Consider the following 14148-nt stretch of genomic DNA (forward strand, 5'->3'; position numbering starts at 1 on the left):
CGCCGGTCCGCGCCGTCCCGGGCGCGATCAGGTGAAGGCGCGGGAGCCGGGCTCGACCAGTCCGTGCTGGTAGGCGGCGACGACGGCCTGGGTGCGGTCGCGCACGCCGAGCTTCATCAGCACCCGGCCCAGGTGGGTCTTCACCGTGGCCTCGCCGATGACCAGCGACGCCGCGATCTCCGTGTTGGACAGCCCGTACGCCGCGAGCACCAGGACCTCGCGCTCGCGCTCGGTCAGCCCGCGCATCCGGGCCGGGGTGGGCGCGTGCTGGCCGGGCCGGGCGGTGAACTCGTCCAGCAGGCCCCGGGCCACCGCCGGGTCGAGCCAGGCCTCCCCGGCCGCCACCGCCCGCACCGCGAGGGTCAGCTCGGCGGGCACCGCGTCCTTGAGCAGGAAGCCGGACGCGCCCGCGCGCAGGGCCGCGTACACCGTCTCGTCGACGTGGTAGGTGGTCAGGATGACGACCTTGACCGGCCGGTCCGGGTCGCCCGTGAAGCCGTCGGCGGTGATGCGCCGGGTCGCCTCCACCCCGTCCATGCCGGACATGCGCACGTCCATCAGCACCACGTCCGGCCGCAGCGCCAAGGCCTGGGCCACCGCGTCGGCGCCGTCGCCGCACTCGCCGACGACCGCCATGTCCGGCTCGGCCGCCAGCAGCATCGCGATCCCGGCACGGACCAGCGGCTGGTCGTCGACGAGCAGCACTCGCAAGGTCATCGCAGCCCACCTCTCCGCGGTCGTAGGTCCGACCCGCTCATCGCGCACCGCCGACCGGAAGTCGGCCGCCCCGGGTGGCCTGGGCCGGCAGCGCCGCCGAGACCTGGAAACCGCCGTCGCCGGTAGGCCCGGCGTCCAGCCTGCCGCCCGCGACGGCGACCCGTTCGCGCAGCCCCAGCAGGCCGTGCCCGGTGGACAGCGGGGAGCGGGGCAGCTCGACCGCGCCCGTGTCGGTGACCTTGACCAGCAGCTCGTCGGCCCAGACCAGGCGCACCACGGCGGGCACGTCGCCGCCCTTGTGCTTGGCGATGTTCGTCAGCGCCTCCTGCACGGTGCGGTAGGCCGCCAGCCCCACGGACGGATCCAGCTGCCGCGGCTCGCCCTCCACCACCAGGTCCACCGGCATGCCGGCGGACCGCATCCGGCCCAGCAGATCGTCCAGGTCGGCGAGGCCGGGCTGCGCGGCGGGCTCGGCGGGGCCGTCCGCCGCCAGCACGGCCAGCATCCGGCGCAGTTCGGCCATCGCCTGCCCGCCCAGCTCCTCGATCTGGGTGAGCGCGGCCCGGGCCTGCTCGGGGCGGGTGGCCATGATCCGGCCGGCTCCGCTCGCCTGCAGCATCATCACCGTCACCGTGTGCGCGACGATGTCGTGCAGCTCTCGCGAGATGCGTGCCCGCTCGGCGGCGACCGCCGCGTGGGCCGACGCGACCCGCTGCTGCTCGGCCGCGGCCAACCGCCGCCGGTTGGCGCCGGCCCACCGGCCCAGCGCCCACACGCCGCCGACCAGCAGGCTGAACGCCAGCAGCAGCCCGACGAAGGTGGCCGCCTGGCGCGACGGCGGTTCGAGCCACGCGCCGTTGGCGGCGAGCACGCCGTACGGCACCAGCGCCGGCGCGATCAGCCAGGCCCGGCGGCGGGACAGGTGGGCGCCGACCGTGTACACGGCCACCATCAGCGGCAGCGTCGGCAGGTAGCCGGCGACGAACACGCTCCCGACCACGGCGTGCAGCCACAGCCAGGCGAACACCGCGACCGGGGCGCGCCGCCGCCAGATCAGCGCCACCGCGCCCAGCGCGACGTAGCCGGCGATGACCAGCGCGGACCGGCCGCCGCGGGCCGCGCCGAGGTCGGCCCCGGCCGTGGAGAACAGGGCCGTGTCGAGCAGCCACACGGCCAGGGCCAGCGCCGTGTCCTGCGCCCGCCGCCACCAGGTCACGGCTTGCTCCGCGGGTGGTGGGGGTGGCAGAAGCAGAAGAAGATGCAGAAGCCGTCGGTCATCGCCTCGTACGAGTCGAACGAGTGCTCGGCCCGGCGCGGCACCCGCTGCGCGCGCTCGACCTCGCCGAGCCGGGCCAGCAGGTCCGGGTCGATCTCGCCGATGCCGGGCGGCACCGCCTCCAGCCGGGTCAGCGCCGCCCACAGGTCGCCGTCCAGTTCGGCGGTGAGCCGGGCCAGCTCGCCGCTGTCCACCTCGCCGATCTGCGCGCCGTAGGTGGCGTGGTGGGCCAGCTTGGCGATGGCGGCGGTGGGCTGCTTCTCCTGCCCGCGCAGGGCGAAGCGGCTCCACTTCCAGCCGGTCAGCACGTCGACGGGGGTGTGCTCGGCCAGGTCCGTCGGGAACACGACGATCTCCAGGTCGCGCGACGGGTCGAGCAGTTCGGCGGACGGGCGGGGCACGAGCACGGCATCCGCGTCGACCAGGATGCCTGCGGCGAGGTGGCCGGCGACCCGGTCGGGCGCGGATCTGTCCTGGACGGACACCCGGATGTCGGCGTGGACGGAGGTGCCGATGCACATGGTCTGCTCCTGGGGGTGGAGGGCGCCCGGGGAAGGGTGTCAGCAGAGTAGCCCCGGTGTCTGCGCAGGTCGATCGGTTCGGCTGTCGCCTTTCCGCGTTCCGGTGCGGCGACCCGGGTCCACCTCGGGCGGGAGCCGGCTGTCCGGGTACGACTGTGGGCGTACGACCTGGTTCCGATCCTCGGCCGACGCCGTGCGACCCGGATTACCGCAGCCTGAGTGGGTCGCCGGGGACCGGCGGCGGACACGAGGGAGGAAGCGATGCGCAGCAGCGGGCAGCGGAGACGCCGTACGGCACTGGGTGTGCTGGCACTGGTGGCGGTGTGGGGGGTGGTCGCGGGGACGCCCGCCGCGGCCGCGTACGAGGAGGACAAGCCGGCCTGGACCAGCGAGGACCCGAAGGACGGGTCGAACGCCGCCGCGGAGATCATGTCCGCGCAGCTGCCGCTGGTCGAGGCGGCGCAGCGCTTCACCGACCTGGATGCGAAGTTCCCGGGTCTGGGCGGGGTGCGGCTGCAGGTCGAGAAGCGGACCCTGGAACTGTGGTGGAAGGGCGAGGCGCCGGCCGAGATCCGCGAGGAGATCGCCCGGGCGGAGTCCGAACTCGGCATCCGGATCGCGCTCGGCGAGTCGAAGTACACCCAGCGGGAGCTCGTCGAGTCCGCCGCGGTGGTCGCGGAGCGGGCGGAGGCGTATCCGGGGCTGACCCGGGTCGGGCCGCTGCCCGACGGCAGCGGCCTGGAGGTGGCGACCAGCGACCCCGAGGCGGCGGGCAAGTACGAGTTCGCCGTGGCGGCCACCGTCGTCAAGGACGAGGAGCAGATCCAGCCGTACAGCCGGGCGAACGACTTCGCGCCGTGGTGGGGTGGGGCCCAGCTGCGCGGGCAGTTCGCCGGCGCGGGCGGGTGCAGCACCGGCTTCGCGGTCGCGCGCTACTTCCTGTGGTGGGAGACGGCCCGCGGCATCCTCACCGCCGAGCACTGCATGCCCGGCGGCGGGCTGAACTTCACGGACCCGACCGGGGAGCTCATCGGCCTCTCGGAGCCCGCGCCCGCGCGGCGGCTCAGCGACTCGCTGTTCATCCGCACCAGATCCGGTGCGCGCATCTACGACGGCGGCGTCGGCGTGGGGGAGTTCTCCAAGCCGGTGGTCGGCGCGGTCAGCAACTTCCCGGGCCAGTTCGTCTGCACCTCGGGCGGGTTCACCGGGGTGCACTGCAACATCCGCACCAACCGGATCAACCAGCTGGTGCTGGCCGGATTCTCGTTCGTGGACGTGGTCTCGCTGGGCAACGAGGTCTCCGGGCGGGCCGCGGCCGGTCCCGGTGACAGCGGCGGTCCGGTGTTCACGCTCACGGCCGATTTCTCGAAGGTCCGCGCCGCGGGCCTGATCGTGGGCGGCACGACCCCGGTGTCCTGCGGCTCGTTCGGCACGGGCTGCGGCAACGTGGTGGCCTGGGTGGACATCAGCTGGGTGCTCATCGCCCAGCAGGCGAGCCTGGTCACGTCCTGACCCGACCACCCGGCGCCGCCGCCCCCGTGCGGCGTCGGGCCGCACCGGCAGTCGTCCGGAAGCGCCCCCGCCCGGGGCGGTTTCCGGACGACTGCCGCGTTTCCGTGGACCGGCGGGCCCCGATGCGGAAGGCTGGACGGCATGAGTGCGGACGAGCAGGTATTCGTCATCGTCGGTGCGTCGCTGGCGGGGGCCAGGGCCGCCGAGGCGCTGCGCGCCGAGGGCTTCACCGGCCGCGTGCTGCTGATCGGGCAGGAGGACGAGGTGCCCTACGAGCGCCCGCCGCTGTCCAAGGGCTTCCTGCAGGGCAAGAACCCGCGCGAGAAGGCGTACGTGCACCCGCGTGAGTGGTATGCCGAGCAGGACATCGAGCTGATGCTCGGCCGCCGCGTGGTGGCGGTGCATCCGGAGTCCCGCACGGTGACGCTGGACGGCGACGAGCAGTTCACGTACGACAAGCTGCTCCTGGCCACGGGCTCGATCGTGCGCACCCTCGACGTGCCTGGTGCCGACGCGGAAGGGATCCGCTACCTGCGCGCCTATCCCGACTCCGAGGCGCTGCGGCAGGCGCTGACCGCCGATCCGCGGCCCCAGGTCCTGGTCGTCGGCTCGGGCTGGATCGGCCTGGAGATCGCGGCCGCGGCCCGGGGCTACGGCTGCCCCGTCACCGTCGTGTCGAGCGAGCGTGCCCCGCTGCGGCACGTGCTCGGCGACGAGCTGGCCGCACTGTTCCGGGCGCTGCACGAGGCGAACGGCGTCGAGTTCCGGTTCGAGGCCGGCGTGCGCTCGTTCGGCGACCTGGACGGCGCGGTGCGCAGCGCGCTGCTGGACGACGGCACCGAGCTGGCCGCCGACCTGGTGGCGGTCGGGGTCGGCATCCGGCCCGCCACCGAGCTGGCCGAGCGGGCGGGGCTGGCCGTGGACAACGGCGTCGTCACCGACGCGGGACTGCGCACCTCGGATCCGCACATCTACGCCTGCGGGGACGTGGCGTCGACCCTGAACCCGCTGCTGGGCAGGCACCTGCGCACCGAGCACTGGGCCAACGCGCGGGCCGGCGGCAAGGCGGCGGGCAAGGCGATGCTCGGGCAGGAGGTGTCGTACGCGCAGGTGCCGTACTTCTTCACCGACCAGTACGACCTGGGCATGGAGTACTGCGGCTGGGCGGGTCCTGGCGACTACGCCCGGGTCGTGTTCCGCGGCGACCCCGCCGTCCGCGACGGCAAGGCCCCCGAGGTCATCGCCTTCTGGCTCACCGACGACAACCGCGTGGTCGCCGCCATGAACATCAACATCTGGGACGTCCAGGACGACCTCAACGCCCTGGTCAAAGCCGGCTTCGCCGGCACCCCCGCCAACCCCGCCCGCCTCACCGACCCCACCGTCCCCCTGGCCGACACCCTCGTGCGTTGATCATGAACTAATGGCCGTGTTCGACGGCGTGTCGCTGCCCTAACTTCATGATCGATGGGCGGACGTAGCATCGGTCCGATGCGGACACGGCTGATCTTTGTGCGGCATGGGGAGTCGGTGCACTCGGTCGAGAGGTTCGTCGGCGGGATCGCGGGGTGCCGGGGGCTCACGCCGTTGGGGCACGAGCAGGCGGCGGCGGTCGCGCGGCGCCTGGCGGCGGAGGTGTCGGGGCCGGTCGCGGTGTACTCGTCGGTGCTGCGCCGGGCGATCCAGACGGCCGCCCCGATCGCGGCGGCGCTGGGCGTCGCCGCGGAGACCGACTGCGGGCTGTGCACCTGGCACTATCCGGCGTACGCCGACGGGCGGCCGCTCGCCGTGCTCAAGACCGCGGAGCTGCCCGGCGGGGGTGTGCACCGGCCGTTCCAGCGGGAGAACGAGAGCTGGGCGGAGCTGGTGGTGCGGACCGGCCGGGCGATCATCGACATCGCGTACCGGCACGCGGGCCAGACGGTGGTGCTGGTCGGCCACAGCGAGACCGTCAACAGCTCCTTCCACGTGCTCGGGATGCAGCCGCTGCTGCGGGCCTTCGACACGGTGGTCGCCCCGGGCTCGGTCACCGAGTGGACCGCCGACGGCGACCCCGCCACCTCGCCACCCACCCGCTGGACCCTGCACCGCTTCAGCGCCTGACCCGCGGCCCGCCCGGCGGCCGGCCGCCGCGGCCCGCGCCGCGGCAAGCCCCTGTTCGCAACTCTTATGGAGTCGTGGCCTCAACTGCCCTGGATGGCCGCGACTCTTCAAGAGTCGCCGCAGGTGGGTGGGGCGGTGCTGTTGCGGAGGATGAGTTCGGTGTGGAGTTCTATGCGGGGGGCTTCGAGGTGTTCGCCGTTGACGAGGCGGAGCAGGAGGCGGGCGGCGGACGCGCCCATCTCGTGCAACGGCTGGCGGATGGTGGTCAGGGGCGGGGCGGTCCACTGGGCGTAGTGCAGGTCGTCGAAGCCGACCACGGACAGGTCATGGGGGATCTGGCGGCCGATCAGGCGGGCGGCCTCGTAGACGCCGGTGGCCTGCTGGTCGCTGCCCGCGAAGATCGCGGTGGGCGGGTCGGGCAGGGCCAGGAGCTGCTGGGCGGCGCGCAGGCCGCCGTTGTGCTGGAAGTTGCCGTAGCGCACCAGGTCGCGGTCGGTGGGCAGGCCCGCCGACTCCAGCGCGGCGCGGTAGCCGGCGATCCGGGCGCGGCTGCACAGCAGCTGCTCGGGGCCGCCGATCGCGCCGATCCGGCGGTGCCCGAGCCTGATCAGGTGCTCGGCGGCGGCGTACCCGCCGGAGAAGTTGGTCGCCCCGACGCTGGGCACGTCCGGCGGGGGCTGGCTGACCCCGTCGACCACGACGAAGGGCAGGGTGCGGCGGTGAAGTTCGGCGCGCTGGTCCTCGGACAGGTCCGACAGCACCAGGATCGCGCCCTGCGAGCCGCGTGAGATCAGGCCCTCCAGCCAGCGGCGGGTGAGGCTGGCCCGGTTGTGCACCGCGGAGACGACCAGGCCCAGCCCGGCGGCCTCGGCGACCTGCTCGACGCCGGTGAGGATCTCCAGGCCCCAGGCGCTGTCCAGCTCGTTTATCACCAGGTCGATCAGGTCGCCGCGCTGGGTCTTGCGGCGCGGGGCCCGGGGGCGCTGGTAGCCGTACCGGGTGAGCAGGGCTTCGATCCGGCGGCGGGTCTGTGGCGAGATGTCGCTGTGGCCGTTGAGGACCTTCGACACGGTCGGCACGGACACGTTCGCCTCGCGGGCGATGTCGCCCAGCGTGCAGCGTGGGGCGGCGGCGGTCCGGGCCGGGGTTTCAGGGGCGGCGGTCACCGGGACAGTTTCGCAACATCCTCCGCCGGACGACCCCACGTTTCGAAACTTGTTCTCGTTTGTTTCGGCCGCTCCTAGGTTGCTGTCACCGCGCCGCCGCCGGAGCTCCTCGGCATCCCGGCGGCGCGGCGCTCCCCCCATCGACTCACTTTCCGGGCCGCCCGCCGGCCCGTTCATCGAGGAGGAACGCATGGCAGCAGGAGGCGTGTTCGCCCGCAGGGGCGTTCGCCTGGCCGCCGGTCTCGTCGCCGGAGCGCTCGCGCTCACCGGCTGCGGCGGCGGCGACGAGAGCGGCGGTGAGGGCGAGAAGATCACCCTCACCGTGGCCACGTTCAGCGACTTCGGATACGAGCCGCTGGTCAAGGATTACATGGCCGCGCACCCGAACGTCACGGTCAAGCTCCGGGTCACCGAGTTCGACCAGCACCACAAGCAGCTGGCGACCCGCCTGGGCGCCGGTGCCGGCGCGGCCGACATCGAGGCCGTGGAGGAGGGTTACCTGCCGCAGTTCCGCCAGTCCAAGGACAAGTTCGTCAACCTCGCCGACTTCGGCGCGAAGGACCTGGCCAAGCAGTGGCTGCCCTGGAAGTGGGAGCAGAGCCTGGCCGACAGCGGCAACTTCGTGATGGGCCTGGGCACCGACATGGGCGGGCTGGCCCTGTGCTACCGCTCCGACCTGTTCAAAGCGGCCGGGCTGCCGGTCGAGCGGGACCAGGTGTCGGCGCTGTGGACCGGCTGGGACGAGTACTTCGCGGTCGGCGACCGGTTCGTCGCGTCGGGCAGCAAGGCCAAGTGGTTCGACGGCGTGGGCAACATCTACCAGGCCATGATGAACCAGACCCCGTACGGCTACTTCGACACCTCCGACGCCTACGTCGGCGACAGCAACCCGGCCGTGAAGGCGGCGTTCGACAAGGTCGCCGCCGTGGCGAACAAGCCGGGCATGTCGGCCAAGCTCGACCCGTTCAGCCAGCAGTGGAACGTCGGCTTCAAGCAGGGCACGTTCGCCACGCTGCCGTGCCCGAGCTGGATGCTGGGCCTGATCAAGGACGGCTCCGGACCGGAGAACGCCGGCAAGTGGGACATCGCCAAGATCCCCGGCAACGGCGGCAACTGGGGCGGGTCGTTCCTGACCGTGCCCAAGCAGGGCAAGCACGCCAAGGAGGCGTACGAGCTGGCGAAGTTCCTGACCTCGCCGGACGCCGAGGCCAAGATCTTCCAGAACGTCGGCTCGCTGCCCTCGCAGCCGGAGACGCTGAAGAACCCGGCCGTGCTCGGCTTCAAGAACGAGTACTTCAGCAACGCCCCGGTCGGCGAGATCTACGCCAAGTCCGGCGAGACGCTGCAGCCGAACTACCGCGGCACCCGTGACGCCGACGTGCGGCCCGTCTTCGGCCGGGCGCTGGCCCGGGTGGAGCAGGGCAAGCAGTCCCCGGCGGACGCCTGGGCGCAGGCCCTCACCGAGGCCGGCAAGGCGCTCGGCAAGTGAGAACCCGGGCGGCACGGCGTCACCTCTCGACGCCGTGCCGCCCCTCCTCGACCCCTCCAGGAGCTGACATGCGCGGGCGCCTCGACCGGCACCTCACCCCGTACCTGTTCGTCGCACCGTTCTTCGTGCTGTTCGCCGTGTTCGGGGCATACCCGCTGCTGGCGACGCTGTGGATGTCGCTGCACGACTGGCACCTCATCAACGGCGACGGCGGCTTCATCGGCCTCGCCAACTACAGCGACCTGTTCGCCGACCCCGACTTCTGGAACGCGCTGGTCAACACGCTGAGCCTGTTCGTGATCTCGACGGTGCCGCAGCTGTTCACCGCGCTCGGGCTGGCGGCACTGCTCAATACGAAACTGCGCGGGCGCACCTTCTGGCGGGCCGGCGTGCTGGTGCCCAACGTGGTCTCCGTGGTGGCGGTGGCGCTGGTCTTCGCCCAGGTCTTCGGCCGCGACTTCGGCATCGTCAACTGGCTGCTCGGCCTGGTCGGGCTCGACCCGATCGACTGGCCCGCCAACGTGTGGTCCTCGCACCTGGCCATCGCGGCCATCGTGACGTGGCGCTGGACCGGCTACAACGCGCTGATCTACCTGGCCGCGATGCAGGCGGTGCCGAACGACCTGTACGAGTCGGCCCGCCTGGACGGCGCGTCGACCTGGAAGGCGTTCTGGACCGTCACCGTGCCGATGATCCGCCCGACGATCCTGTTCACCACGGTCGTGTCCACCATCGGCGGCCTGCAGCTGTTCGCCGAGCCGCTGCTGTTCGAGTCCAAGGGCGCCTCGACCGGCACCGGCGGCTCCGACCGGCAGTACCAGACGATCACGATGTACCTCTACGAGAAGGGCTTCACGCTCTTCGACGCCGGCTCGGCCGCGACCATCGCCTGGGTGCTCTTCCTGATCGTCGCCGTCTTCGCACTGATCAACTTCGCGGTGGTACGCCGCGCCGTCGCGAGCCGCTGAGGAGCCCTCGATGACCACCACCACCGCAGCCACCGCCGTGCCCCGCCGCCGACGCCGGGCCCGCTCCGCCGGGGGCCGCGGCAAGCCGCTGAGCTACCTGCTGCTGGCCGCCGTGCTCGCCTCGTCCGTCTTCCCGCTGTACTGGACCTTCGTCGTGGCCAGCTCCGACAACAGCGCCATCGGCGAGGCCACCCCGCCGCTGGTGCCCGGCGGCAACCTGATGGAGAACATCAGCCGGGTCTTCGACAGCTCCGAGTTCTCGCTCGCGCTGATGAACTCGGCGATCGTGGCCACCACCGTCGCGGTCGGCAACGTGTTCTTCTCCGCGCTGGCCGGTTTCGCGTTCGCCCGGCTGCGCTTCCGCGGCCGCAACGCGCTGCTGGTCACCGTCGTGGCCACCATGATGGTGCCGACCCAGCTCGGCATCATCCCGCTCTACCTGCTCACCACCGAGCTGGGCTGGACCGGGCACCTGCAGGCGCTGATCGTGCCCGCGCTGGTGTCGGCGTTCGGGGTGTTCTGGATGCGCCAGGCGGTCGACGAGACCGTGCCCACCGAGCTGGTCGAGGCCGCGATGATGGACGGCTGCTCGCTGGTGCGCATCTTCTGGCACGTGGCGCTGCCCGCGATCCGGCCCGCCGCGGCGGTGCTGGGCCTGTTCACCTTCATGGGCGCGTGGAACGACTTCTTCTGGCCGCTGGTCGTGCTCAACCCGGAGAACCCCACCGTGCAGGTAGCGCTGTCCGTGCTGGCCAGCGGCTACTACACCGACTACGCGCTGATGCTGACCGGCGCGCTGCTCGGCGTGCTGCCGGTGCTGGCCGTGTTCCTGCTGCTGGCCCGGCAGATCGTGGGCGGCATCATGGCCGGCGCGGTGAAGGGATGATCCGCAACCCGATCCTGCCCGGCTTCCACCCCGACCCCTCGATCCTGCGCGTGGGCGAGGACTACTACCTGGCCACGTCGACGTTCGAGTGGATGCCGGGAGTGCGCCTGCACCACTCGCGCGACCTGGCGCACTGGCGGCCGCTGGGCGGCGTGCTCACCGAGCCGCGGCTGCTGGACCTGACCGGCACGCCCGACTCCGGCGGGGTGTGGGCCCCGTGCCTGTCGTACGCCGACGGGGTGTTCTACGTGGTGTTCACGAACGTCGCCGGGTATGCGGGCGGGTTCTGGGACGTGCCCAACCACGTCGTCACGGCGACGTCGATCGAGGGGCCGTGGTCGGACCCGGTGCCGCTGCATGCCCGGGGCTTCGACCCGTCGCTGTTCCACGACGAGGACGGCCGCAGCTGGCTGCTCAGCAACGATCTCGACTGGCGGCCGGGGCACCACTGGTCGGCGGGCATCATCGCGCAGGAGTTCGACCGGGACACCGGCAAGCTGCTCGGCGAACCCGTCACGATCTTCAGCGGCACACCCGCGCTGTACACCGAAGGCCCGCACGTGTACCGGCGTGACGGGTGGTACTACCTGCTCACCGCCGAGGGCGGCACCGGCTGGGACCACCAGGTGACGGTGGCGCGTGCGCGGTCGCTGCTCGGGCCGTACCAGGTCGATCCGGTCACGCCGCTGCTGAGCGCGGCCCGCGAGCCCCGGCTGCCGCTGCAGAAGGCCGGGCACGGCAGCCTGGTGCAGACCCCGGCCGGGCAGTGGTACCTGGCGTACCTGGTCGGCCGGCCGCTCACCGAGCGCGACGAGTGCGTGCTCGGGCGGGAGACCGCGCTGGCCCCCGTGCACTGGACCGCTGAGGGCTGGCCGCGCATCGAGGGAGCACGGCCCGCGCTCACCGTCCCGGCCCCGGACCTGCCCGCGCACCCTTGGCCCGCCGAACCGGAGACCGACGACTTCGCCGCGCCCGTGCTCGGCCCGCAGTGGAGCACGCTGCGGCGGCCGTTCCACGCCGACTGGGCGTCGCTGCACGCCCGGCCCGGCCACCTGCGGCTGCACGGCGGGCGCTCGCCGTCGTCGAAGTTCGACACCAGCCTGGTGGCACGCCGGGTGACGGCGGCGAAGTGCACGTTCACGGCGTCGGTCGAGGCTGACCCGCGCAGCCCGCAGCAGCTCGCCGGGATCACCGCCTACTACAACACCCGCAACTGGCACTACGCGTACCTGACCTGGCGGGAGGGTCTCGGCCGCTGCCTGGAGCTGCTGTCCTGCGACCGGGGCCGCCTGCACCGCCCGGCGCACGTCCCGGCCCCGGTCCCGCCGACGGGCCCGATCCGGCTGCGGGCCGACCTCGACCTGCCCGACCTGCGCTTCAGCTGGTCGGCCGACGGCGACACCTGGCACCGCCTGGGCTCCGCCCTGGACGCGCGGATCCTGTCCGACGAGCACGCCATCGAGGCGAGCCCCGACGGCGTCTTCCAGATCTGGGGCTTCACCGGCGCGTTCCTCGGCCTGTGGTCCCACGACCTGTCCGGCAACGCCATGCCCGCCGACTTCGCCCACGCCACGTACACCGTGTGAAGGCAAGGAAGGGCACCTTCTTATCGCTCCGCGTATAAGAAGGTGCCCTTCTTAACCCTGCCGGGCGGCGGTGCGCTCGCGGTGGCGGTTCACCGGGGGGTGACGGCGCGCATCAGCTCGGCGACGAGCCGCCGGAGTTCGGGCGTCGGTTCCAGCCCGAGATCGTTGTGCAGGTATCGCTCGTAGCGGTCCAGATCGCGCAGTGCCTCGCCGCGGTTGCCCGCGGCGAGGTGGGCTCGGATCAGGATGGAGTGGCCCGTCTCCCGGAGCGGGTCGTCGCGGACCGCGGTCAGTGCGGCCACCTGCGCCTCGGCGAACCGTCCCACCTCGATGAGCCCGACCGCCACCGCCTCCAGAGCGCCCAGCCGCAGCTGCCGCCAGTTGTCGGCCTCCAGCAGAACCCAGTCGTCGTACCAGCCGGGCAGGAGATCGGTCGAGAGGTCCTTCATGGTCTCCGGATCCAGCCCGAGGTCGTGGACGGCCACCGCCGGGTCGAGCGCGCGGTATGCCGTCCGGCGGGCGCGGTGCAGGTCCACACTGACGTGCCGGGCCAGGTGGATCTCGTCGGGATGGACGTCGAGCGCGTCCCGGGAGGCCCGGGGCAGCCGGGACAGCGCCGAACGCAGGTTCGCGTAGGCGCACCGTTCCGGTGCGGCGGGCCAGAGGGTCTGCGCCACCAGCGCACGCGGAACCGCGGCACGGCAGCGCATCGCCACGAACGCCAGCAGGCGCGCCGACCCGCCCGACACCGGCACGGGCTCGTCCTGCACGGTCAGCTCGAAGCCGCCGAGCAGTGCGAGGTGTGCCGCGGGTGGCGTACTGCCGTCCTGCGCCCGAGGAAGGGACATCACCACTCGTCTCGCCGGCCCGGCTGCGGCGCCCACCGCACAGCCTCGGGAAAGGAACGGGGTGTCGTTATCACCCACGAGCAGCCTACGGTCCGGACCATGCCGGTGCAGGCCGGATGCCCGATCTGTCCGGACGGCTCGTCACGCCGGCGTCACGTCCGGGTGACGGTGCCCGCCACAGAATGAATCGACGTCGCACCGATGATCACCGGCCGAGGGGAGGAAGACCCCATGCGTACCCGAAAGGTGTCAGTTCTGTTCGGCACCGCCGCGATAGCGGCCGCCCTGGCGGTGTCCGCGCCGGCCACCGCCGCGCAGGCGTCCTCGGGACCGGCGTCCGCCGCACCGTCGTCCACGGTGGCGACGCAGGATCAGCCTGTCGCCGATCCGTGGCGCGACGGCTACCGGCAGGGCTACCGCGACGGCTTCAAGGACGCGAAGGACGACTGCCAGCGCTCCTACGCCAGCCGCCAGTTCGACAATTGGAAGTTCGCCCAGGGTTATGAGGCGGGCTTCGGTGAGGGGTGGGAGGCCGGCGTGGCCCGGTACTGCTAGACCGGGCCTGTCGGGAAAGTGGAAGGATGCCCTCCCGGATGGGCAGGGCATCCTCCGTGTCCGGCGAACCGCGGGTCAGCCGCGGGGGTAGTCGAAGTCCTCCGGGGTCCACTGCTTCTCCTCGACGAGGACCAGCCAGTTGCCGGAGTTGTCGCGCATGACCGCCTCGACGCCGTACGGGCGGTCGGCCGGCTCCTGCAGGAACACCACGCCCTTGGCGCTGAGCTCCTCGAACGTCTTGCGGCAGTCGTCGACGCTCAGGCCGAGCCCGCCCATCGCGCCCTTCTCCAGCTGGCGGCGGATGAAGTCGGCGGCGTCGGCGTCCAGCGGCGGGCCCGGCGTCATCAGGGTGACCTGCAGTTCGGGCTGGCTCGGGTGCCGCACGGTCACCCAGCGGAAGCCCTCGCCCATGGTGATGTCGGCCCCGGCCTCGAAGCCGAGCACGTCCACGTAGAAGTCACGGGCCTTGTCCTGGTCGAGGCAGTACACGGTGACCAGCGAGATGTTTGTGATCATGTTGC

Annotated in this window: 14 protein-coding genes; 8 read left to right on the forward strand and 6 right to left on the reverse strand. The window is 72.4% G+C overall.

Annotated features, from left to right (window positions below):
• Nucleotides 1–27: 27 nt before the first annotated feature.
• The 3 genes from HAV39_RS03720 to HAV39_RS03730 are packed head-to-tail and all read right to left on the reverse strand — an operon-like array spanning nt 28 to nt 2514.
• Nucleotides 28–717 (reverse strand): response regulator, encoded by a 690-nt coding sequence (locus HAV39_RS03720; protein WP_191837739.1) that lies wholly within the window; start codon nt 715–717, stop codon nt 28–30.
• Between the two features lie 37 nt (nt 718–754).
• Nucleotides 755–1933, reverse strand: coding sequence for a sensor histidine kinase (locus HAV39_RS03725; RefSeq protein ID WP_191837740.1), 1179 nt, complete (start codon nt 1931–1933; stop codon nt 755–757).
• Complete coding sequence (locus HAV39_RS03730; protein ID WP_191837741.1) at nt 1930–2514, reverse strand: hypothetical protein; 585 nt, start codon at nt 2512–2514, stop codon at nt 1930–1932. Before HAV39_RS03730 ends, HAV39_RS03725 begins: the two co-directional genes overlap by 4 nt.
• Before the next feature lie 261 nt (nt 2515–2775).
• On the opposite strand from HAV39_RS03730, the gene HAV39_RS03735 reads away from it, so the two are divergent.
• From HAV39_RS03735 to HAV39_RS03745, 3 genes are all read left to right on the forward strand, one after another.
• The gene (locus HAV39_RS03735; protein WP_191837742.1) at nt 2776–4026 is read left to right on the forward strand and encodes a chymotrypsin family serine protease; all 1251 of its coding nucleotides are present in this window, start codon (nt 2776–2778) and stop codon (nt 4024–4026) included.
• 141 nt (nt 4027–4167) lie between these two features.
• A complete protein-coding gene (locus HAV39_RS03740; RefSeq protein WP_191837743.1) occupies nt 4168–5439 on the forward strand; it encodes an NAD(P)/FAD-dependent oxidoreductase in 1272 nt (423 codons plus the stop codon).
• Between the two features lie 78 nt (nt 5440–5517).
• Nucleotides 5518–6129, forward strand: a complete 612-nt coding sequence (locus tag HAV39_RS03745; protein WP_191837744.1) for a histidine phosphatase family protein — start codon at nt 5518–5520, stop codon at nt 6127–6129.
• 107 nt (nt 6130–6236) lie between these two features.
• Here HAV39_RS03745 and HAV39_RS03750 read toward each other — a convergent pair whose 3' ends face one another.
• Nucleotides 6237–7295 (reverse strand): LacI family DNA-binding transcriptional regulator, encoded by a 1059-nt coding sequence (locus tag HAV39_RS03750; protein ID WP_239120361.1) that lies wholly within the window; start codon nt 7293–7295, stop codon nt 6237–6239.
• Between the two features lie 190 nt (nt 7296–7485).
• Here HAV39_RS03750 and HAV39_RS03755 point away from each other — a divergent pair, with 190 nt between their 5' ends.
• From HAV39_RS03755 to HAV39_RS03770, 4 genes are all read left to right on the forward strand, one after another.
• Entirely contained in the window at nt 7486–8784 is a 1299-nt protein-coding gene (locus HAV39_RS03755; protein WP_191837745.1) for an extracellular solute-binding protein, read from the forward strand.
• 68 nt (nt 8785–8852) lie between these two features.
• Entirely contained in the window at nt 8853–9752 is a 900-nt protein-coding gene (locus HAV39_RS03760; protein WP_191837746.1) for a carbohydrate ABC transporter permease, read from the forward strand.
• Nucleotides 9753–9762: 10 nt separating this feature from the next.
• Entirely contained in the window at nt 9763–10638 is an 876-nt protein-coding gene (locus tag HAV39_RS03765; RefSeq protein ID WP_191837747.1) for a carbohydrate ABC transporter permease, read from the forward strand.
• Complete coding sequence (locus HAV39_RS03770; protein WP_191837748.1) at nt 10635–12224, forward strand: glycoside hydrolase family 43 protein; 1590 nt, start codon at nt 10635–10637, stop codon at nt 12222–12224. Before HAV39_RS03765 ends, HAV39_RS03770 begins: the two co-directional genes overlap by 4 nt.
• Before the next feature lie 89 nt (nt 12225–12313).
• Here the strand turns inward: HAV39_RS03770 and HAV39_RS03775 are convergent, their stop codons facing one another.
• Nucleotides 12314–13072 (reverse strand): AfsR/SARP family transcriptional regulator, encoded by a 759-nt coding sequence (locus tag HAV39_RS03775; RefSeq protein WP_191837749.1) that lies wholly within the window; start codon nt 13070–13072, stop codon nt 12314–12316.
• Nucleotides 13073–13303: 231 nt separating this feature from the next.
• Here HAV39_RS03775 and HAV39_RS03780 point away from each other — a divergent pair, with 231 nt between their 5' ends.
• A complete protein-coding gene (locus HAV39_RS03780; RefSeq protein ID WP_191837750.1) occupies nt 13304–13627 on the forward strand; it encodes a hypothetical protein in 324 nt (107 codons plus the stop codon).
• Nucleotides 13628–13702: 75 nt separating this feature from the next.
• On the opposite strand, the gene HAV39_RS03785 is transcribed toward HAV39_RS03780, so the two are convergent.
• Nucleotides 13703–14143, reverse strand: a complete 441-nt coding sequence (locus HAV39_RS03785; protein WP_191837751.1) for a VOC family protein — start codon at nt 14141–14143, stop codon at nt 13703–13705.
• Between the last annotated feature and the right edge of the window lie 5 nt (nt 14144–14148).

Origin of the sequence: Catellatospora chokoriensis (assembly GCF_011297315.1) — a bacterium.
GTDB classification, from domain to species: Bacteria; Actinomycetota; Actinomycetes; order Mycobacteriales; family Micromonosporaceae; genus Catellatospora; species Catellatospora citrea.